This window comes from Bacillus sp. XF8 (assembly GCF_017498755.1).
Classification (GTDB): Bacteria; Bacillota; Bacilli; order Bacillales; family Bacillaceae_G; genus Bacillus_A; species Bacillus_A bingmayongensis.
Genome location: NZ_JAGDQK010000028.1, coordinates 49,228 through 69,569, shown reverse-complemented (window position 1 = coordinate 69,569; position 20,342 = coordinate 49,228). Strand labels below are relative to the sequence as shown.

Genomic DNA, 20,342 nt, shown 5'->3' with positions numbered 1-20,342 from the left:
ATGTAAACTCAATTTGTAATTATAGCTAAAAGATTATGTTTAAAAAAGTGGCCCACCTTTTAGTGGGCCACTTTTTTATAAATAGTTTTTTAAAGTTCCATTTTCAATACAAGATAGAGGAATGTTTTTTTCAGTACTTTTCTTCATATCCCGTAAAACGATCGTTTCTGTTTTTATTTCATTTTCACCAATAATAAGCACATATGGAATGTTTTCCTTGTTAGCATAATTAAGAGCACGTTTTAATTTACGCCCGGTAAGTTCTAATTCAACTTTGAGATTGCTGTTAGAACGTAATCGTTGTGTAATTCGTAAACACTCCACTTCGGTGTTAATAGGAATAATAAAAATATCGACAGAAGGAGATTCCGTTTCTTTTCGCTCAAGAGCTGCATAAATAACATCTAAACCAAAGGAAATTCCTACTGTTGGGTATGCAATATTATCGCCACGAAAAGCTCCAATTATATTATCATAACGTCCACCGCTACCAATACTAGACGTAATACTTCCATCTGCTAAAAAGATTTCATAGACTGTGCCTGTATACATCGTAAGTCCTCTTGCTAGGAATGGATTGAAAATAGTATTATTTTGGACGCCAAGAGCGAGTAAATATTGCTGTAATTGTTGTAGTTCGTCGATTCCATCTGTAACAAGTGAATTTAAAAAAGTTTGTTTAAATTCATCAAGTTCTAATGTCATACAAGATTCAACTGTGTTACATACGATTTCTACAGTGTTATTTACTATTCCACGATTTTGTAAATCCTTTCGTACGCCATCAATCCCAATCTTTTCAAGTTTATCTAATGATAAAATGACATCGTTTGTCTGTTCATCTGGAATTTCAATTGATTTAAGGATACCTGTTAATAACTTACGATTATTATATTGAATGGTAACAGCTAAATTTAAAGTTTTGAAAAGATCAAAGGCCATAGCCATTAATTCAGCTTCAGCAATAACAGATTCTACGCCAACTATATCAACGTCACATTGAATAAATTCACGGAACCTTCCTTGTTTTATCGGTCCGTCACGAAAGACTTTTCCGATTTCATATCGTTTAAAAGGGAGCCTGATATCCGGGTTCATTGCTACTACTTTTGCAAATGGGATTGTTAAATCATACCGGAGTGCGAGTTCACGATTTCCTTGATCGCGTAGTGTATACATTTCTTTTAAAATTTCAGCACCGCCCCCATATTTGTAGGCCATCAGTTCATACCGATTTAAAGTAGGTGTTTCAAGCGGCTTACAGCCATATCGTACAAAAGTCTCTTCACAAGCTCGTTTAATCTTATTCCGTAACAACTGTTCCTTAGGCAAATAATCTCTTGTTCCTTTTACATTTCTTACATCCATTTGAATCACTCCTATTTTAAATTAAAAAAAGCTATGTAGGTATAAAAATACCCACATAGCTTTATGAACGCTTCGCGGGTAACAGGAAAAGCCCTGTACCCACGAAGAAAAATTTCTTCGGATACACGGCATTATGTATGATGATGAAGTTGGAAAGAAGTATTATAATTAAACATGAATGATCTCTCCTTAATTTTTTTCAAAATTATAACAAATTATTTTTGAAATATCAATGTTTTTTGAAAATAAAATAAGATTATCGGATGTATCTGAACGTAAATAAATAGTGTGAGTGATAGGATAGGTTTGTCAACACTTGAGAAAAAATACCAAAGTAAGATAAAATATTTATGTATTTGAAATTATATTTTTAACGTTATCGTCTCAATTCCTATATGAAACAGTACATATAAATTTATTGCAGGAGGATTTATCACAATGGAATACAAAACGAATGTAATGCGGTTGTTAGATAAGAAAAAAATCAACTATAAACATTATAGCTATGTGGATACGGATGCTATTAGTGGAATCGATGTTGCTTTGGTATTAGGACAATCTCCCAATCAAGTATTTAAAACATTAGTAACCACAGCGAAATCAGGGCAGAATTATGTTTTTGTTGTACCTGTAAATAAAGAATTAGATTTGAAAAAAGCAGCTTCTAGCGTTCGCGAAAAATCGGTAAGTATGCTGAAATCAAAAGATTTACTCTCGCTTACGGGTTATATTCATGGTGGTTGTTCGCCGATTGGAATGAAAAAATCTTTTCAAACTGTCATTGATGAAAGTGCCACTGATTTTGAAGCAATCATATTTAGTGCAGGTAAGATAGGGTATCAAGTTGAGATGGGATTAGAAGATTTGAAAAAAATCATTCGCTTTGAAGTACAGGATATTGTAGTGGATTAGTATATTATTTTAAAGATGAGAATGAGAAAAAAGAGCCATTTGGCTCTTTTTTCTCATTCTATTGTTCTTTTATTCAATATCAATGCAAATCATTCATTGTATCTAACGGAGTATTTCTATGATGTTCAGCTACAGTTTTATTTTTTTACAGCATGAATGTAATGAATGGTTTCAAAGGCAGATAGGTAGTCTTTTCGATCGGCAAAATAACACTCATGAATAGCAGCTGGTGATAAATGTTCATAAATGAGTAAACCTGATTTTTCTAACATACTCTCAATTTCATAATAAGAAAAACACGACTTCATAGGCTCTCCGCTTGCTGAAGCCATTTTCACCATGTTTTCAACTCTATTAGAGATTCCCTTCTCTTCAAAGAGTTTTTCGTCTGCATAATCAAAAACGATGGAACTACCTGCCGGTACCTTAGTAAATAAATCATCTATTAAGCTTGAAATTTCCCTTTTCGTTAAATAATAAGAAACACCTAAAAGGCTAAAGAACGTTTTTTTGTTATCAAATCCTTTATCTATTAGATTTTGATAGGAAAACGTTTTGGTGAAGTCCATAGAAACAAAATGAAGGTTACTTGGAATTTTAAAATGAGCCTCATCTAATCTTTTCTTTTTAAATTCCTGTGTAGCAGGGTAATCAATTTCAAATATTTCTAAGCTGTTTTCAAATTCTGGATGTCGAAAACTAAAAGTATCTAATCCGGCACCAAGTATGACGAATTGTTTTAACCCTAACATAATTTCATTAAGTAATACTTGTTCACAATACGCAGCACGTGCCAAGGGTGTTGGAGAAAGTTGGACTTGTGTAATCCATTTTAATATTTCTTCTGTATTTCCCTTGAATTTTTGTGCGATATCTTTGTTGAAGAAATGTATGCCTTGAACCATATTCTCTTTGATGTCATTGAATTCTTTTTCTGAAATTATGTCTTTAGCTATATAATCATTAAAGATTTTAGGGGTATCAAATTGACTATGATAGGATCTGCCAAAAGCTGATATTAGCGAAGTTACACTTGACTCACCTTTCTTCATACAAACACACTCCTTCATTTTAGAACAAAAAAATAGGATTCCCCTGGCCAGGAGAATCCTATTAGACAGCTTGATTAAATAAAAGTAAATCATAGCACAAATAAATTTATTTGTCAAGTTTAAAGGGGTTTTTTATTGCATTCTTTCTTTAGATGTCTAAAATCAATATAAACATTTAAAGGGAAATCTCATTATGAATGAAATAAAGTCCAAGTCGCCTAGAGTAATTGTATAGTAACTTGTACCATTAACAATCTGATAAGGATTGTACTTCAGTTGAATATCTTGTATAGTCTGGATATTCAGTGAGAGTCCGGCGTTCTGGTTTAAGTAATTGATTAATGAAAGATATATTTGTAATTTCTTTGTTGTAACGTGAAAAAAATGAAACTTTAACTTTTGAATTAGGAGGAACAGTGAAGAATAAAGGTCTTTTTGGCATGCAAAACAACTCCTAAAATAAATTATTTGGCAATTATATATTTTATCCCGCTATTTGCGGGCAGTAAAACCTCTATCTCAAGATTCAGAGAGAAGGGAGGGAGATTCGTGGGGGATAACTGTCCGTAAAAAAAGTCCGATTATATTAAAGGTGTATTCATTCATACAATATTAAAATTTTATGGAGTTGGTTATGTATTAGCCCTTATGTGAACAAATGCAATACAAAAGAGCAGCTAGCAAAAGCTAACTGCTCAGCCCCAGGGAAAGGGAGAAAAGATTGTAGGTACTACAAAATTGAATTAAAGCTGTTCACCAGCCTTTATATAGTATGTACAGAATTTGAAATATTATACAGAAGAGGGATGGCTAATATAGAAAAATTAATCTACCTCTCCCTTAAAATATAAAGAGAACAGGTCGTTTAGTTGTTTTAGTATATGTTTTATTTTCAGGGGACACTTCAATAACAAGCAGGGTTTTATTTTTGTAAATCATTCTAAAGTTGTAAGGATTCTTAGTCTTTTGTATGAGGAAAAATTTTAAAGGTACAGTTAAAATGAGGATGGTGTTAACAGAATATTGTAAAATAAAAGCTGTTAAACGACAAGAACACCATATGAGAATGTAAGGAGTGAATAGCTGATGTTGAACATATTAATGGTTAACTTTCCTGCGGAGGGACATGTGAATCCTACTCTTGGCATTGTAAAAGCATTTGTTGAACGAGGAGATAATGTGCACTACATTACCACTGAAAAGTTTATGGAAAGACTTGAAGGAGTTGGAGCAATAGTCCATCTCCATTCTGATTTACTTAGAAAAGTATCAATAAATACTTCTACTTCTTCTGGCTTAAATGCGTTTTTGAACATTCATATTCAAACTTCGCTCGACATTCTAGAAATCACTAAGCATTTATCAGAAACGATGAATTTTGATTTAATTATTTATGATAAATTCGGTGCAGGGGAATTGGTAAGGGATTACTTAAATATTCCGGGTATCTCTTCATCAGCATCATTTTTAATGCCGGAAGACTTTCTAAAGAAAATGCCTTTCAGTCCGGATTCGCCAGCGCCATTGCAACCTGATGAAAAGGTTGAAAAGTTACTATATCAAATAAAAGAGAAGTTCGGTGTTTCGCCAAAAAATATGCTTCAATTTATGAATAATACAGGTGCTGTAAATATTGTATATACCAGCCGGTATTTTCAACCTAACAGTGCCCTTTTTGAGGAGAATAATATTTTTATCGGTCCAAGTTTTCCACAAAGGAAGACAACAGAGCACTTTCCTCTTGAAGTATTAAAGGGAAAAAAGGTTCTTTATATTTCTATGGGAACAGTTCTAGATCAAGTAGAACAATTTTTCAATACTTGTATTGATGCTTTTTCTGATTTTGAAGGAAAAGTTGTGATAGCAGTTGGAGAGAAAACTGATTTCACTAAAATTAAGCAAGCTCCAGAAAACTTTATTATTTCTTCATATGTACCTCAATTAGAGGTATTAAGCCAAGCAGACGTTTTTATTACGCACGGTGGGATGAACAGTGTTAATGAAGCGATTCACTACAATGTACCTTTAGTTGTTCTACCTCATGACAAAGATCAGCCTATGGTGGCACAGCGATTAACAGAGCTTAGCGCCGGCTATAGATTATCGAAGGACAATATTAATGTTTGCTCTTTAAAAGATGCCGTAAAAGAAGTTCTTTTTAACAAAAAATATAAAGAAGGGATACAAAAAATCAATGATAGCTTCCTAGCATGTGGTGGACCAGAAGAAGTTATTAGGGTCATTGATTCCGTTGTGAAAAAATAATATCTTTAGCCGAGTATGTAGAAAAAATCGTTGAAACATAGATCTATTTAAGGAAACTTGATGATGTAAGATACCTTACATACACTTAACCCTGCTAGTAATTAATCAGCAGGGTTTTCTTCTGTCCGAATATCTCTTCAATTTGCATATCTGAAGCCTTCACAATTCTAATTACAATTGGCAGTGTTGGAATGCTTTTTTTATTTTTTCACAATTACAAAATATAGAGCAGTTAGCGGCTAAGTATGATGTGTTTGTAAAGATTCATATAATAGAAGAAATGCAAAAAAGTGCTAACAAGTTTACTATAGAAGATAACTAAAAATAACTACTTGAACAACCTCATTAGTATATGGAGTTTTATACTTATCAAGTAGGTGATAAGTGTTCGTTTTGCTGCTCATACATTAGACTCTCTTATATGTATTTCTTATTAATTAGCATACAAAATTTTGCAATATAAGACAGGTAAAAAATAAAACGACAGGAATATATAATATATATCGAAAAAAGAAGTGAGGGAGAAAGATGTGGAGAACGACAGATCTTTGTGATGCTTTTGAAGGAGAAGTACAAGTATGTAGGCCTATTTTTCAATCATACGGAAGGAAAGAACAATTTCATGGGAAGATTGCAACGGTTAAAGTGAAAGATGATAATGTATTAGTAAAGGAAGCGCTGCAAACCTTACCAGAGGGAACTGTGTTAGTAGTTGATGGAGATGCTTCTACAAATTGTGCGTTACTTGGAGATAACTTGGCAAATATAGCAAATGAGCGAAATATAGCCGGAATTATTGTGCATGGATATGTTCGTGATTCTAGGGAACTGCGAAATGTAAATATTGGTATTTTAGCATTAGGTACCGTGCCAAAGAGAAGTATAAAGGAAGGAAAAGGAGAGAAGGGAATTTCATTGCATTTTGGAGAAATCAGGTGGATACCGAATCAATTTGTGTATGCAGATGAAGATGGTGTTATTGTATGCGAGCGACCAATTCATAGTAGCCTGTAGTATCTATATAATAGAAGCTTTATAAATTAATGTAATAGACTATTATTCATAGAAAATAAATCAGAGAAAGCATAGACAAAATCTCGTGTCAATAGTAAAATAATACAGAAATTTATAATTTGATGAATGTATAGGTATGTCGTTTATACGATAACTTTAAAAGGGAATTAGTGGAAGTTAAGTGGGTTCGCCGCTAAAAGTGAATGTTATCACAAAAATACATTCATAAGCTACATTATCTTTCCTATACAAATACACCCGCTACCTATGCGGATAGGAGGTGGTGTGCATTTTGTTTAGCACTCACGGTAGAGTGCTATTGCACGCCCTTAAAGGGCCTTTTTTTATGTATATGTAAGCAAAGGGAGGAATAACCAAGGATGGCGATGATGAAAAAATGGCTGCTTACGTCGATAATGGCAGTTACATTAGTGTTTGTTTCATTCACAAATACTGTACATATTACGTTTGCTGAAGGAAAAACAGCAACACTTGCGATCATTGGGGAATCGCAAAAAGGAGTTATTCTATGTCCGAAAGAAGTGCCTATTGAAGATGGAGAAACAGCCTATAGTTTGTTACAAAAAGTAATGGGGACTAAAGTAACAGCTGAGAATACGAAATATGGTATCTATGTTAAAGGTATTGACGGTTTAATGGCTGGTGAGACAAGTGGCTGGACATATGATGTAAATGATAAAGCTGCCATGGTAGGGGCAGATAGTTATAAATTAGAATCTGAAGATGTTGTTGCATTTCGTTTTGTTGAAGATTGGAACAATATGAGTACAGAAAAGTTGCAACAAGTACTCGATAAGATTGGAACTTGTGAAAAAGATCCAGGTGCAACAAAACCAGAAGAACAAAAGCCAGATGGTCAAAAACCTGAGGAACAAAAACCAGAAGAACAAAAGCCAGATGGTCAAAAGCCTGAGGAACAAAAACCTGAGGAGCAAAAACCAGAAGAACAAAAGCCTGAGGAGCAAAAACCAGAAGAACAAAAACCAGAGGAACAAAAACCAGAAGAGCAAAAACCTGAGGAACAAAAGCCTGAGGAGCAAAAACCAGAAGAACAAAAGCCTGAGGAACAAAAACCAGAAGAACAAAAGCCTAATGAGTTGAAAGAACCAATCAAAAATGAATTACTAATGAAGCAATTAGATCAAGCGATTGCTAAAACATCACAAAAGATGATGGAAGATGGAATTGATAGTGATTGGGTAGCAATTGCACTTGCTCGTTCAGGAAATAATATTCCAGTAGAAACAAAGATTAGTTATTTACAATCTTTAACGCAAAAAGTAGAAAAACGTGTGGAACGATTTAGCGCTACAGATGTAGCAAGAACTGTTTTAGCGGTATCAGCGGTAAATGGGAATCCAACGAATGTTGCAGGAACGAATTTAGTTCAAAAATTGTATCAATCTGAAAAGTTAAATTCTGTTACTGGTTATACATTCGCTTTACTTGCACTTGATACAAAAAAATATGAAGTACCAGCTGGAGCAAAGTGGGACCGCGCTGCTTTAGTAAAAGAGATTTTAAATGCACAGCATACAGATGGTGGCTGGACATATAATGTTGAAAGTAGTAAGGAAGAAGCTAGTAATATTGATGTAACAGGTATGATTTTATCGGCATTAGCACCGTATCAAAAACAACCAGAGGTAAAACAAGCTGTAGACAAAGCAGTACAATATTTATCAAATAAACAATTGAACACTGGCGGGTTTGAAGCTGACGGCCAAGAAAATTCTAACAGTGTTGCGCAAGCGATTATTGGACTTGCCATTACAGGAATTGATCCAACTAGTGAAGCATTCACTAAAAATAATGTAAACGCAGTTTACAATTTAATATCATACCAACTTGCAAATGGTGAATTTAAATGGTTGCCAAGTGACGAAGAGGGTAGTAGTATGGCTACTGAACAAGCATTTCTAGCACTTGTTCAATATAAAGCATTTGTAAATGGTAAAGGTTCTATATATGATTGGACAAATTCATCAACTGAAGGCGATAAAAACTCAGTTGAAGAGCCGAAGGAACCTGTAGTGGATGAGAAAAAAGTAATTGAAGAGCAAGAAGTGATTCAAAAACAAGAGAAACAAACAAATGATGAGAACTATCGTGTTGTTACAAAAGACAACACAGTAAATAATGAAAAAACTGCGATAAATCGCTGGTTACCGAAAACAGGAGCGTCAGCTTGGGATACTGCTATGCCAGTAGGAATGGGCGTATTATGTATCGCTGCTGCATATGTTTTATGGAGACGAAAAGCAGCTTAACAAAAATTAGGAGCAATGATTTGCTCCTAATTTTATTAAGAAGGGTGAGAAAAGCATGAGTATGATGAAATGGTTACTCTCATTTGTCCTTTCATTTGGATTGCTTGTTGGATGTAGTCAAAATGAGTTAAAACCTGAACAAAAAGCAATTTCAAATCAAACAGAACAAAAAGAGGAACTGAAACAAGAAGAGAAGAAAGACGAAAGTAAACAGGAAGAGCCGCAAGAATCAGTCGAGAAAAATCAACAAGAAGAGCAGCAAAAGGATAATCAGGAACAAAAACAGCAAGAACAACCTGAAATAAAGAAAGAAGAGAAAAAAGAGCAAGAACCAGTTGCTGAGCAAAAACAGCAAGAACAACCAAAAGCGCAGCAAGAAAACGCTGAGCAAACGAAAGCGCCAGAAGCAAAACCAGAAGTAAAAGAAGAAGTAAAAGAAGAAGCTAAAGTAATTAATCAGCCGAAAGAAACACCAAAGCAGGAACAGCCGAAAGAGTCGTCTCCTAAGGTGGAAGTACAACCACAATCAGAAGCGAAGCAAGAGCTAAAACCAGAACCAAAGCCAACACCAGAACCAGAACCAGAACCAAAACCAGAGGTGAAGCCAGAGCCAACACCACAGGCTCAGCAAGTTACCATTTCTGTACGTGGAGATCAAGGGTATTTATCTAGTGCGAAGAAAGTCGATGTAAAAGATGGAGATACAGTTTTTGATATATTAACAAGTACAGGTTTAGATGTTGATTCAACTGGATCGGGAAATAGTAAATATGTAAAAGGGATAAATGACTTATATGAATTTGACAAAGGACCAAAAAGCGGATGGAAATACCGTGTAAATGGTGCTTTTCCAAATCGTAGTGCCGGTGGATATAAAGTAAAACCAGGCGATAAAATCGAATGGGTATATGTGTTAAATTAGGAAAGGGCTTTAGGTAAAGGTTATGAAAATTATCTTTTCTTCTTTACATCCTTTTGTGAATTTTTTCTATTATATTGGGGTGATGATACTATGTATGGTGTGTCTTCACCCTCTTTTTTTAATTGGTGCGATTATTATGATCGTGTTGTTAAACATCATGCAAGGAAATGGTGAGAAAATAAGAACAATGTTACCAAGCACGTTTATTTTCTTTGTAATGGTTATTGTGTTAAATCCTTTGCTAACGCATAGGGGCGCGACTACATTATTTCGTCTAGGGGATAATCGAATTACATTAGAAGCGTGCATGTATGGACTAATAATGGGATTGTTGTTACTTGCTATTATGTTCACATTTACTTCCTACAATGATGTGATTTCAAGCCATAAATTTTTGTATTTATTTTCACGGATTTCACCGAAAGTTGCGCTATTGACAATGATCACAGTCCGTTTTGTTCCTTTATTTACCCGGCGTTTAAGGCAAATTACTCTTGTTCAAAAAACAAAAGGTGTTCAACTAGATTCAGGCTCATTCATAGGGAGAATCAAAAATGGAATGAAACTTTTGCAGGTGTTACTTGTTTGTTCTTTAGAAGACGCATTACAAACTGCAGATTCCATGCAAGCGCGTGGGTTTGGAGTGACAAAGCGTAGTACATATATTCAGTATCGCATGGGGAGACAAGATTGGTATATACTTGCGTGTTTAGTGTTTGTATTACTAAGCTGTTTTGTACTCAATTATTACGGTGCTGGCAAACTATCAATCTATCCAAGAGTGGAATCAGTTGCATTTCAGCAATATGATGGAATACTATTTATTTTATTTATACTGTTTATTAGTTTACCAATCATAATGGAAGGGAGGGAATGGTTATGGTGGCGCATGTAGAAATAAAGGACTTAACATTTACGTATGCTGATGAAAAAGTACAAGCATTAACGGGCGTTTCCTTAGCGGTTTCTCAAGGTGAATTTATTGTGCTCGCCGGCCGTTCAGGATGTGGTAAGACAACACTTTTGAAACATTTCAAGAAAGAGTTACTTCCAATTGGAGGGCGTACAGGTAATGTGTATTATAACGGGACTTCTGTACTGGAGATGCCAGATTTATTGTCAGCACAAGAGGTGGGAATGGTGTTTCAAAATCCAGAAAATCAACTTGTTATGGATACGGTCATTCAAGAATTGGCATTTTCTCTTGAAAATGTTGGTCTAGAGACCAATATAATTCAAAAGAGAATTGCTGAATTCATTAGTTTTTTAGGTTTTCAAGATTTGTTACACCAATCTGTTCATACATTATCCGGAGGACAAAAACAACTTGTTAATTTAGCAGCGGTTCTTGTTTTGCAACCAAAATTGTTACTGCTTGATGAACCGACAGCACAGCTTGATCCAATTGCAGCAAAAGATTTTTTAGGGTTATTGAAACGAATTAACGAAGAACTCGGGATTACAATTATAATGAGCGAACATCGTTTAGACGAGGTAATTCCACTAGCAACTCGCGTTGTGTTTATGAATGCTGGGGAAATTATTTATGATGGAATCCCGCAACATGTCATATCGAAAATGTGGGCATTAGAAGAATTCCGACCATTTATCCCTCAAATTCCAAGGTTGTTTTTAGAATGGAATGTAGAGCAAATACCCTTTACAGTAAGGGAAGCACAAACACAAATTCATTCCAACGTATCTATCGAACATGAAGTGCCAGTTATATCGCAAACAGAAAAAAAAGAAGTGATTTTACAAGCAAAACATATATCATTTCAATATGAAAAAAATAGCCCTTTTATTTTACGGGACTTAACCTTATCAATTGAACAAGGGAAGTGGACTGCGCTTGTTGGGAAAAATGGTACTGGAAAATCAACACTTTTAACGATCTTAGCAGGATTAAATAAACCTAGAAGAGGAAAAGTACGGTTGGACGGAACGGAGATTCATAAAAGTAATTCAAAGGAACGATTTAAAAAAATCGGATTTGTATCACAACATCCGTATTATCATTTTACATTTGAGACGGTGTGGGATGAAGTTTTTGAAAGAGCAAATGAATTATATGGTGTTAAAGGGAAAGAAATTGCAGAAGATATGTTAAAACGATTTTGGCTTCATGCTATTCGCGATCGTCACCCGCATGATTGTAGCGGGGGAGAACAACAGTTAATTGCACTGTGCACAGCCTTGTTATCGAAGCCAAGTCTATTATTACTAGACGAACCGACAAAAGGCTTGGATCCAGAGAAAAAAGAAAGATTAGGTGGGCTGTTTCAAGAGTTACAAAAGGAAGGAACAACAATTGTGATGGCAACACATGATATTGAATTTGCAGCTAAATATGTGGATCATTGTATGATGTTATTTGATGGGAAAGTAATTATGGATGATATGCCAAAGAAATTCTTTAGTGATAATTTCTTTTATACAACATCTATTAATCGTTTTATTCGCAAGCAATTACCTTATGCATTAACGTGGGAGGATGTGTACAAAGCGTGTCCAAACGATATTTTGCTATCATAACGCTTATTTTCATTATTGTAATAAGTACACTTTTGTTTACTTCTTTTGTAACAGATGAATATTATATTTGGTATAGTTTATTTCTATTATGTATTATTATGTTACCTTTTTACATACGATTTGAGAGGAAAACATTTGTTTCACGTGAAATAGTCATTGTAGCTGTTTTAGCAGCAATAGCAGCAGTTAGTCGTGTACCATTTTCAATTATGCCAAGTGTACAACCAACTTCCTTTGTTATTATTGTATCTGCAATTGTTTTTGGAAGTGAGACAGGCTTTATAATTGGGGCAACGGCAGCACTTGTATCTAATATATTTTTAGGACAAGGGCCTTGGACACCTTGGCAAATGTTTTCGTGGGGTATGATAGGTTTTATAGCTGGTTTACTGAGAAATACATTTATAATGAGAAAGTTATGGGGTAGGGTTATTTATGGATTCATAGCAGGCTTTGTTTTTGGCTGGATTATGAATTTGTGGGGGATACTTGGCTTTTTAGAAGGATTAACATGGAAAGACTTTATTGCATACTACGCTGCAAGTTTTTACTTTGATTTAGCTCATGCACTTTCAAATGTAATCTTTCTTGTTTTATTTAGTTCATCCTGGATTAGAATCATTACGAGGTTTAAAAAGAAATACGGAATTTTAGATGGGGATAAAGAGTTAGTATCTCAAGCAAACAAAGCATAAGCAAATATTGCAAAGCATAAGAATATAAAGTAGGGTCGCGACTTACATATTCGTTTGCCTCTTTCATGCTTCTTACCATTGGTGAGGAGCATTTTTTATACAGATTATAATATGGAAAGTGTCAAGAAATTGATTTAATATGTTTCGATTTTTATATGAGATTTTTTATATAATAGTAAATGAGAAAAAATTTCAAAGAGGAGATGCCATATTCATGAAGCTAGTTGTTCCAAAGCAGCACGGTGCATGGGGGATGCTGCTGATTCCATTTATACTTAGTGTTCTACTTGGTAAATCTACTTTATATCATATTCCGCTCTTTATCGCTTGGTTATGTATCTATTTAGCAACGTATCCATTTTTAATGTACATGAAGCAAACACGAAAGAAAGAATTTTTACATTCCGCAATTACTTATTTTATGATTGCATGTGTTTTCGGGATACTATCTTTACTATACGAATGGAGAATTCTTTTCTTCGCAGCTATTATGATTCCGCTCTTTATGGTGAATATATATTTCGCCCGTCAAAAAAAGGAGCGAGCTTTAGTAAATGATATTTGTGCAATACTCATTTTTTGCATAGGTGGTTTGATTAGTTATTATTTTTCGATGAAAACAGTTGATGAAATAGCTTTTGGAATTGCAGGTATTTCTTTTCTATACTTTTTAGGCAGTACATTTTATGTGAAAACAATGATACGTGAAAAGAATAACCCTACTTACCGTTATGTTTCATGGGGCTATCATATTCTCTTAATCATTGCCTCTTTAGTGGTAAATCCATGGCTTTCCCTTGTGTTTATACCAAGCCTAGTTCGTGCAATCGTCTTGTATGGTAAAAAGATATCTATATTAAAAGTTGGGGTTTTAGAAATCGTTAATTCTGTATATTTTTTAATTGTAACGGCAATACTGTTGTAGTATGCCATTTGAGATACTTCCCATCCAGTAAAGAGATGGGAAGTATCTATTTTTGTTCTAAAATATGAACCGTATGATCACATGTTTGTAAAGCATGTTCTACAGCCTGGAGAGATTTTTCGATTCGTTCTCGATTACCGCTTTTTTCGACTGTTTGCAATGCATTTTCTAAAGATTGTTTTGCTTCATGCAAAGAATGATAAGAATCTTGAACATATCCACGAGCATTTTTATTCATCATATTTTCCTCCTTTTCTACATACAATTTTAGTATGGGCGTTAGAAAAGAAAATATTACTCATTGCGGTTATTTTATATTGTTTGACAATTACAATAGAAGTAGCTATAGTAAGATATAAAGTGAATATTTTCTTATCCAGAGAGGTGGAGGGACTGGCCCGATGAAACCCAGCAACCGCGATGCAGGTGCTAATTCCAGCAGAACATATTTGTTCTGGGAGATAAGACGAAGATATATGTAACTTCTTCTTATCGAAGAGGTTTTTTTATTGTAAAAAAACCGATTCTAAAAACAACAGAATAAGAAGAAAGGGGTTGCAATTGTACTGTGACACTTGAAAAATACGTAAAGCTGCGTAATGCAGTATATGAATATATGATAGAGCAAGATAAACCCATATCATTATTAGATATTCAAGAACATATCGTTTCGCATCATGAAGGAAAATTCACGAAAAAAATGTTACACCAATTTTATTTATCAAGGTTATTAGACGAACTGAAACTGGATGGGAAAATTACTTTAGCTAATGATGAATACCACTATGCTGAAAAAGGGGTATATTATAAGGCGAGAAAAGGGAGCTAGTTTAGTCTCTCTTTTTTATGTTATAATATATCTGAAAATTTAAAATGTATGTAGAGTAAAAGACTGCAGAAGCAGCCTGATACAAGGGAATGGTGTTGAGTGTGTAGTGTCAAAAGTTGAATATGCCCTGAAAGAGGCATTTCATTCGGCTAGAAACGAAAAGAGACACCTTCGCCGAGTAGGTGTCAGTTGGTTTGTCAAATGGGCTTGCCACTTGACATGTATTAGAATATCACGCAACCTTTCGGAAGTCAAAAGGGAATTTAAGGAAAGGGGTTGTTAAAAGGTGAACATACTCATCATATATGCACATCCTAATCCATCTAGTTTCAATGCATCCATTTTAGAACATGTGCAAAGAGGACTTCAAGAAACAAATCATTCGGTTATATTACTTGATTTACATAAGGAACAATTTAACCCAGTACTTGTTTTTAATGAGGATAAGAGAAGACGTGATTTAGCGTATGAAGAAGAGACAGAGAAATACAGAACATTAATCAAGGAAGCAGATTTTTTAATTTTTATTTATCCAATTTGGTGGTGGGGAATGCCTGCCATTTTAAAAGGTTTTATCGATTGTGTTTTTGCTGCGGGGTTTGCATATAGATATGAAGGTGTAATGCCGAAAGGATTGCTTATAGGGAAAACGGCATGGGTTATTAATACTTTAGATTCACCGTTATGGTACGTGGCACTCTTATATCGCTCTGCAGATTGGGTGATTATGAAAAAGGGTATTTTAGGATTTTGTGGTATACGCCAAATAAAACGTTCTGCCTTTCAGTCTGTAAAAACAAGTAAGGAAACAAAACGTGAAAAGTGGCTTTTAGAAATACAAGAAAAGGCTAAAAAATTATGAGTGAAGTAGAAAATATATTGAGATGCTGTAATCGGAATGATGATTTGTTTCGTACGTATATCGTTTGTTTACTTCAATTGAAACATCATAATGAATCGTTTAAAAAGGTATACCAAGAATTAAGAGCAGATTATTTAGTAAGGGGAATTTGTGAACGAGAAGTTGATGGGATCATCAAGGAAAGCAAAGAGTACAAAAAGTATGATGTACCGAGAGTGTTAAGGTGGGATTTTTTGCGAAATAATCCAGCGATAATTGAAACTGTTTGTACGACGTTATTTACATATAGAAGATTAAATCTTTCCTATGAGGAATGGGGAGATGTAATAAGATGTATAGAAAACAATGAATTACTGCCATAGTTATTATGTAAAAAAGCTAGTATAAAACTAAGTTATATCGTTTTCAGATAAGTGGAGGAAAATAAGAGGCCTTTTCGTTTTTGTTGAGATTGTGTAGAAATAATAATATTATTTCATTTTTCTTCTAAGAACACTCTACTTCTGACAAACGATATATAGGAAGTTTTTTAGTTGTTTAGTCATTTTTTTATTTAGATAGGGTGTAAAAAAGTTAATGAAGATGGAGAAGAGTGAAAATATAAAATCATATATGGGTTGGAGCTATACGGAAAAAATCATAAAATAAGTAAACGAAAGAAGGGTGATAAAGAAGAAAAAGGAGCATTTTTATGAAAAATAGAAAAGGAACAGCGAATGATTATAAAACAATTTTAAATGTATGTTAAAGGGGAACATAAGGACTTAAAGGTGTACTCCATATTAAAGTTTTAGATGTTTTTTTTATGCTTTATTACAGTGATATCGTTATTTAACAACAGTTATATATTGCGATGAATAAGTTTGTGAAGATTTACACTTAAAGTAACGGGGCGTTAGTTTAATAAGCAAATAATTAAAAATAGAACTTTCATTAAATTGGAAGTTCTATTTTTACGCCTAATATCAACATTGAACTTTAATAGAGCCTTTTAATAAAATCTATTTTAAAAGAAAAATTTGTTATTTACTTAGAATTTAAACTAATCGGATCTTACAATTTTGTCAGTGTACGACAGCTTTGATAAGATTTAAAACCATTGGATTCGAATTCAAAGTAGAAACTTCAACTTCATTGTAAAGCTTAACAAATACATGAAGAGAAATAATCTGTATGAGATAAAAGGTAACAGTTTTTACGTCTGTTATCTTTTTTATAAAGGATTTGATATAAAGATAATTACCATTTTAAAAATAAGACCATAGAAGTAGGGACAATTAAGACTGTGGCACATTATAAAATGATTTTGCTCTTATTATAATGAATAGTGCTAATACAGTGACGACATCTGTTGGTATTAACGTATAGAAATATTTTTCTAAAAAGCAATAGAGTAGTTTGGAGGTATAGAGAATGAGAAAAATAGGACCTAATGGCATGAGGTGGCTCAAAATTATTCATGTTTTTCTAGTAGTATTATTCTTTGGGGGAATTTTGAGTTCATTGGCGCTAAATCTTCATCTTGATATGACAAAATATAACGAGTCCTATCTCAGTTATAAAACACTTATCGTAATTAGTGATAATGTTGTTAGATGGGGAGCAATTGGAACTTTACTAATCGGTTTTACATACGGATTTTTCACCAATTGGGGGTTTTTTAAGTATAGATGGGTTGGGGTGAAATTTGTTCTTTATATGATCCAAACGTTTGTTGGAATTTTTGTAATAGACAAATTGATGGTAGCCAATATGGAATTATTGGAAACGCAAAAAGAATTAGCTTTAAGTAATCCGGTTTTCATTCAAAATCATGCGATCAGACAATATGCAGTCTATTTTCAAGTTGTTGTTACTATTTTCATATTTATTATTTCCTATTTAAAACCTTGGAGAAAGAAAAAACTTCAATTGAAACAGGAAAGTTAATATGTAGTTTTGTAAATCGAAACACGAAAAGCATGGTTAAACATAACCATGCTTTTCGTGATTTTATTATCTAATTAATACATAGTGGAATTTTGTACTCTAAAGTAAAACCAAATCATAAAAAACGAACTATTTTACATGATTTCGATTCAAATAAAAATGAAGAAAAGCTTTCACTTCTGTGAAAGCTTTTCTAAATGTTTTGCAATTTGTACATACATATTTGAATAAGTTGCATGAACATCGCTACTTGGTTCAGCATCTGAGGAAAAATGTACAATCACCATATTTGCTTTTGGATCTATATAGAGGCATTGCCCATAGCTTCCTAACACTTCAAAGGCACCTTGTTCATTGTGGGGAATCCACCATTGATTATGATAAGAAATAGATGCACCTGGCCCGATTGGTAGCTCATTTTCTTGTATGTTTTTTATACTTTCTGAAATAGAGGAAGGAAGAACTTGTGCGCCATTGTAACGACCGTTATTTAAAATCAATTGACCAAACTTAGCCATATCTCTTGCAGTGGCGTTTAAACCGGCGCTCGCTTGTTCAACTCCTGTTTCATCAGTAATATAATAAGCATTTTCTTCCATACCTATTTTGGACCAAATTCGTTCGCTTACATTTTCGGCTAATGATTTACCGGTTACTGTCCGTATAATCCAGCCGAGTGTTTCGGATGAGCCGTTATTATAAGAAAACTCAGTTCCAGGCGGTGCAGTTTCTTTTGCCTCTCGTAACATATCATAAATTTTCATAGGGCCATCATAGTTTTTACTACGAGGAAGCATATTACTAGCTAAATATAACTGAGCATCTTGATTTTCTAATCCTCGCTGCATATACCCGTGTGTCGGGTATTCAGCAGAAATTTGCATGTCCATTAATTGTTGAATCATTGCTTTCCCGAATGGCGTATTTCGTAATTCTTTGATGTATGTTTTAGCAGTCTTATTTACATCGATGCGTCCTTCTTCAGCTAATGATTGCACAAGCGCACCAGTAAATACTTTAGCCAAAGAGGCCATCCCGTGTGGCTCATTTTGTTTATATCCATTGAAATAATGCTCGTAAACAAGTTTTCCGTTATGTACAATGACAAATGCATCTGTTTTATTTTCATCCAGCAGTTTCTTTAAAGGAACATTTTCTCCATTTTCCTTTTTAACAGAGAAATCATCTAAGTTTTGTAGTGCAGTAGGGAATGTTGCTACTTGTTCAGGATTATTTTTCACTTCACTTGTTAACGCTAGTTCCTTCATATGTGTGTATGACCAACGTAAATAGGGGTCTTGTAACCAATTTTCCTTTGTCACGTTCTCTTTAGAAGGAGAGACCTTATTTTGTTTGAAAAGTACAAATCCAAGTCCTGTTACGACAAATAATAGTGTAAGTATAAGCAATAAAAGGGGGGACTTTTTAAAATTCATATATATACCTCCTTATTATTTCTACAATAAGTATACGCTCGTTTTGTTAGAAAGACAAAATAAGGAAAGTAAACAGAGAAGTTTACTTTCCTTATTAACGTTAAGCTGATATTTTTCCATCTGTACGTTGCTTTTTGAATTTTTGCTTTCTACCATGTAAGCCGTAATAAATAAGTAATGTAAATGCAACGATAATAGCAGCGATAAAATACATATTATGATAGCTTGTTTGGGCAGCGACTATACCTAAAATGAAAGAACCAAAACCAATGCCACTATCAAAGAATGAAAAATAAGTAGCTGTTGCTGAGCCGCGTCGATGGTTTGGAGCCGCGGAAATAGCAATGGTTTGGAAACTTGGAATTAATGTTCCGTAGCCTAAACCAATTAATACACCTGCACCAAGGAACCAAAATGACGTTTGTGCTTGGCTTAAGATGAACATTCCAATTGTAAACACAATAATAGAAGGATAAACAAGTATATTTTCACCGAAACGGTCAAATATCTTTCCTGTAAATGGACGAGAAAGTACAACAACGAGTGCGTACACGATAAAGAAGTAACTTGCAATCTCTCCTAAACCAATTTCTTTTGCATAAATAGGAATGAAAGATAATATGCCACTATAAGAAAATGCTAAAACAAAGCCTGTCAGAGCAATTGGAATCGAAGAAGGTTCAATTAAATCTTTCCATTTCATTCGTTCACGTTTTTGTTTACTTACTGGCTTTTCATGTGGAATATTTACAAGTAAACCTAATAGAAATGCTAATAATGAAAAGACAGAACAAACGATAAACAGAACCGTAAATGAAAAGTGTGAAATAATTGTTAAACCTAAAAAAGGACCGATTACCATCGGCAGACTCATAAATACACCAAAATAGGCAAGTGCTTCACCGCGTCGATGAGGTGGTGCGACATCTGTGACAATTGTACCTGTTGCTGTAGTCGCCATTCCAAATCCAATCCCGTGAAGGAAGCGCAGGGCAAGTAATAAAAATAAACTTTGTGCACCGAAATACATTACGGTAGCAGCTAAAAATAATGAAAGAGAAATAAATAAGATTTTCTTTCTCCCTAAATCGTCAAGCCACTTTCCGGTAAACGGGCGGCATAGGACAGAAGAAATAAGGAATACTGTTGCGACTAAACCAATTTCTTCGGGTTTTCCTTTCAAGCCCTCTATTACATAGACGGGCAGGGTGGTCATAAGCATGTAAAACGTTAAAAAGAGAAACAGACTACTAAAACAAGTTCCAAGGAAGTCCTTCGTCCAAAGTCTCTCACTTTGCATCGTCATC

Annotated in this window: 19 protein-coding genes and 1 riboswitch; of the genes, 13 read left to right on the top strand and 6 right to left on the bottom strand. The window is 34.1% G+C overall.

Translation table 11 applies throughout. The features are described from left to right. Positions 1 to 75: 75 nt before the first annotated feature. Entirely contained in the window at positions 76 to 1,368 is a 1,293-nt protein-coding gene (locus J4P91_RS17750; protein WP_207995171.1) for a histidine--tRNA ligase, read from the bottom strand. Between the two features lie 438 nt (positions 1,369 to 1,806). Here J4P91_RS17750 and ybaK point away from each other — a divergent pair, with 438 nt between their 5' ends. Continuing rightward, the gene (gene ybaK, locus J4P91_RS17745; protein ID WP_207995170.1) at positions 1,807 to 2,280 is read left to right on the top strand and encodes a Cys-tRNA(Pro) deacylase; all 474 of its coding nucleotides are present in this window, start codon (positions 1,807 to 1,809) and stop codon (positions 2,278 to 2,280) included. Between the two features lie 137 nt (positions 2,281 to 2,417). Here the strand turns inward: ybaK and J4P91_RS17740 are convergent, their stop codons facing one another. Together J4P91_RS17740 and J4P91_RS17735 are read right to left on the bottom strand one after the other, a co-directional pair. Continuing rightward, positions 2,418 to 3,332, bottom strand: a complete 915-nt coding sequence (locus J4P91_RS17740; protein ID WP_207995169.1) for a class I SAM-dependent methyltransferase — start codon at positions 3,330 to 3,332, stop codon at positions 2,418 to 2,420. A gap of 247 nt (positions 3,333 to 3,579) precedes the next feature. Continuing rightward, entirely contained in the window at positions 3,580 to 3,774 is a 195-nt protein-coding gene (locus J4P91_RS17735; RefSeq protein WP_207995168.1) for a hypothetical protein, read from the bottom strand. 644 nt (positions 3,775 to 4,418) lie between these two features. Here J4P91_RS17735 and J4P91_RS17730 point away from each other — a divergent pair. The 8 genes from J4P91_RS17730 to J4P91_RS17695 all read left to right on the top strand — a co-directional run bounded on the left by J4P91_RS17730 (position 4,419) and on the right by J4P91_RS17695 (position 13,979). Next, positions 4,419 to 5,597, top strand: a complete 1,179-nt coding sequence (locus J4P91_RS17730) for a macrolide family glycosyltransferase (protein WP_207995167.1) — start codon at positions 4,419 to 4,421, stop codon at positions 5,595 to 5,597. Positions 5,598 to 6,125: 528 nt separating this feature from the next. Beyond that, positions 6,126 to 6,611 (top strand): ribonuclease E activity regulator RraA, encoded by a 486-nt coding sequence (gene rraA, locus J4P91_RS17725; protein WP_207995166.1) that lies wholly within the window; start codon positions 6,126 to 6,128, stop codon positions 6,609 to 6,611. A gap of 380 nt (positions 6,612 to 6,991) precedes the next feature. Further along, positions 6,992 to 8,902, top strand: coding sequence for a DUF4430 domain-containing protein (locus tag J4P91_RS17720; RefSeq protein ID WP_207995165.1), 1,911 nt, complete (start codon positions 6,992 to 6,994; stop codon positions 8,900 to 8,902). Positions 8,903 to 8,957: 55 nt separating this feature from the next. Further along, positions 8,958 to 9,824, top strand: a complete 867-nt coding sequence (locus J4P91_RS17715; RefSeq protein WP_207995164.1) for a DUF4430 domain-containing protein — start codon at positions 8,958 to 8,960, stop codon at positions 9,822 to 9,824. Between the two features lie 22 nt (positions 9,825 to 9,846). Continuing rightward, positions 9,847 to 10,719, top strand: a complete 873-nt coding sequence (locus tag J4P91_RS17710) for an energy-coupling factor transporter transmembrane component T (RefSeq protein WP_207995163.1) — start codon at positions 9,847 to 9,849, stop codon at positions 10,717 to 10,719. Beyond that, positions 10,698 to 12,359, top strand: coding sequence for an ABC transporter ATP-binding protein (locus J4P91_RS17705; RefSeq protein WP_207995162.1), 1,662 nt, complete (start codon positions 10,698 to 10,700; stop codon positions 12,357 to 12,359). The genes J4P91_RS17710 and J4P91_RS17705 overlap by 22 nt, the downstream gene beginning before the upstream one ends. Then, complete coding sequence (locus tag J4P91_RS17700; RefSeq protein WP_207995161.1) at positions 12,332 to 13,054, top strand: ECF transporter S component; 723 nt, start codon at positions 12,332 to 12,334, stop codon at positions 13,052 to 13,054. The genes J4P91_RS17705 and J4P91_RS17700 overlap by 28 nt, the downstream gene beginning before the upstream one ends. 214 nt (positions 13,055 to 13,268) lie before the next feature. Continuing rightward, complete coding sequence (locus J4P91_RS17695; protein ID WP_207995160.1) at positions 13,269 to 13,979, top strand: YwiC-like family protein; 711 nt, start codon at positions 13,269 to 13,271, stop codon at positions 13,977 to 13,979. A gap of 46 nt (positions 13,980 to 14,025) precedes the next feature. On the opposite strand, the gene J4P91_RS17690 is transcribed toward J4P91_RS17695, so the two are convergent. Next, positions 14,026 to 14,217 carry a hypothetical protein gene (locus J4P91_RS17690; protein ID WP_207995159.1) on the bottom strand — a complete coding sequence of 64 codons (192 nt, stop codon included), beginning with the start codon at positions 14,215 to 14,217 and terminating at the stop codon, positions 14,026 to 14,028. Between the two features lie 131 nt (positions 14,218 to 14,348). After that, positions 14,349 to 14,447: riboswitch (SAM riboswitch) on the top strand. Positions 14,448 to 14,547: 100 nt separating this feature from the next. Between J4P91_RS17690 and J4P91_RS17685 the strand changes: the two genes are divergently transcribed. The 4 genes from J4P91_RS17685 (at position 14,548) to J4P91_RS17670 (ending at position 17,599) form a co-directional block, all read left to right on the top strand. Then, the gene (locus J4P91_RS17685; RefSeq protein ID WP_207995158.1) at positions 14,548 to 14,808 is read left to right on the top strand and encodes a hypothetical protein; all 261 of its coding nucleotides are present in this window, start codon (positions 14,548 to 14,550) and stop codon (positions 14,806 to 14,808) included. A gap of 286 nt (positions 14,809 to 15,094) precedes the next feature. Continuing rightward, the gene (locus J4P91_RS17680; RefSeq protein ID WP_207995157.1) at positions 15,095 to 15,670 is read left to right on the top strand and encodes an NAD(P)H-dependent oxidoreductase; all 576 of its coding nucleotides are present in this window, start codon (positions 15,095 to 15,097) and stop codon (positions 15,668 to 15,670) included. Next, positions 15,667 to 16,032: a group-specific protein gene (locus J4P91_RS17675; protein WP_207995156.1), complete on the top strand. Its 366-nt coding sequence runs from the start codon at positions 15,667 to 15,669 to the stop codon at positions 16,030 to 16,032. The genes J4P91_RS17680 and J4P91_RS17675 overlap by 4 nt, the downstream gene beginning before the upstream one ends. Positions 16,033 to 17,083: 1,051 nt before the next feature. Continuing rightward, the gene (locus tag J4P91_RS17670) at positions 17,084 to 17,599 is read left to right on the top strand and encodes a DUF2269 family protein (RefSeq protein ID WP_207995155.1); all 516 of its coding nucleotides are present in this window, start codon (positions 17,084 to 17,086) and stop codon (positions 17,597 to 17,599) included. 173 nt (positions 17,600 to 17,772) lie between these two features. Here the strand turns inward: J4P91_RS17670 and J4P91_RS17665 are convergent, their stop codons facing one another. Both J4P91_RS17665 and J4P91_RS17660 read right to left on the bottom strand, forming a co-directional pair. After that, positions 17,773 to 19,035, bottom strand: coding sequence for a serine hydrolase domain-containing protein (locus tag J4P91_RS17665; RefSeq protein WP_207995154.1), 1,263 nt, complete (start codon positions 19,033 to 19,035; stop codon positions 17,773 to 17,775). Positions 19,036 to 19,135: 100 nt separating this feature from the next. Beyond that, positions 19,136 to 20,335 (bottom strand): MFS transporter, encoded by a 1,200-nt coding sequence (locus J4P91_RS17660; protein ID WP_017151738.1) that lies wholly within the window; start codon positions 20,333 to 20,335, stop codon positions 19,136 to 19,138. Between the last annotated feature and the right edge of the window lie 7 nt (positions 20,336 to 20,342).

Excerpts from the sequence above, each read along its gene's own strand:
- J4P91_RS17750 (WP_207995171.1), bottom strand. The coding sequence starts at position 1,368 with ATGGATGTAAGAAATGTAAAAGGAACAAGAGATTATTTGCCTAAGGAA.
- ybaK (WP_207995170.1), top strand. The coding sequence starts at position 1,807 with ATGGAATACAAAACGAATGTAATGCGGTTGTTAGATAAGAAAAAAATC.
- J4P91_RS17740 (WP_207995169.1), bottom strand. The coding sequence starts at position 3,332 with ATGAAGAAAGGTGAGTCAAGTGTAACTTCGCTAATATCAGCTTTTGGC.
- J4P91_RS17735 (WP_207995168.1), bottom strand. The coding sequence starts at position 3,774 with ATGCCAAAAAGACCTTTATTCTTCACTGTTCCTCCTAATTCAAAAGTT.
- J4P91_RS17730 (WP_207995167.1), top strand. The coding sequence starts at position 4,419 with ATGTTGAACATATTAATGGTTAACTTTCCTGCGGAGGGACATGTGAAT.
- rraA (WP_207995166.1), top strand. The coding sequence starts at position 6,126 with ATGTGGAGAACGACAGATCTTTGTGATGCTTTTGAAGGAGAAGTACAA.
- J4P91_RS17720 (WP_207995165.1), top strand. The coding sequence starts at position 6,992 with ATGGCGATGATGAAAAAATGGCTGCTTACGTCGATAATGGCAGTTACA.
- J4P91_RS17715 (WP_207995164.1), top strand. The coding sequence starts at position 8,958 with ATGAGTATGATGAAATGGTTACTCTCATTTGTCCTTTCATTTGGATTG.
- J4P91_RS17710 (WP_207995163.1), top strand. The coding sequence starts at position 9,847 with ATGAAAATTATCTTTTCTTCTTTACATCCTTTTGTGAATTTTTTCTAT.
- J4P91_RS17705 (WP_207995162.1), top strand. The coding sequence starts at position 10,698 with ATGGTTATGGTGGCGCATGTAGAAATAAAGGACTTAACATTTACGTAT.
- J4P91_RS17695 (WP_207995160.1), top strand. The coding sequence starts at position 13,269 with ATGAAGCTAGTTGTTCCAAAGCAGCACGGTGCATGGGGGATGCTGCTG.
- J4P91_RS17690 (WP_207995159.1), bottom strand. The coding sequence starts at position 14,217 with ATGAATAAAAATGCTCGTGGATATGTTCAAGATTCTTATCATTCTTTG.
- J4P91_RS17675 (WP_207995156.1), top strand. The coding sequence starts at position 15,667 with ATGAGTGAAGTAGAAAATATATTGAGATGCTGTAATCGGAATGATGAT.
- J4P91_RS17670 (WP_207995155.1), top strand. The coding sequence starts at position 17,084 with ATGAGAAAAATAGGACCTAATGGCATGAGGTGGCTCAAAATTATTCAT.
- J4P91_RS17665 (WP_207995154.1), bottom strand. The coding sequence starts at position 19,035 with ATGAATTTTAAAAAGTCCCCCCTTTTATTGCTTATACTTACACTATTA.
- J4P91_RS17660 (WP_017151738.1), bottom strand. The coding sequence starts at position 20,335 with ATGCAAAGTGAGAGACTTTGGACGAAGGACTTCCTTGGAACTTGTTTT.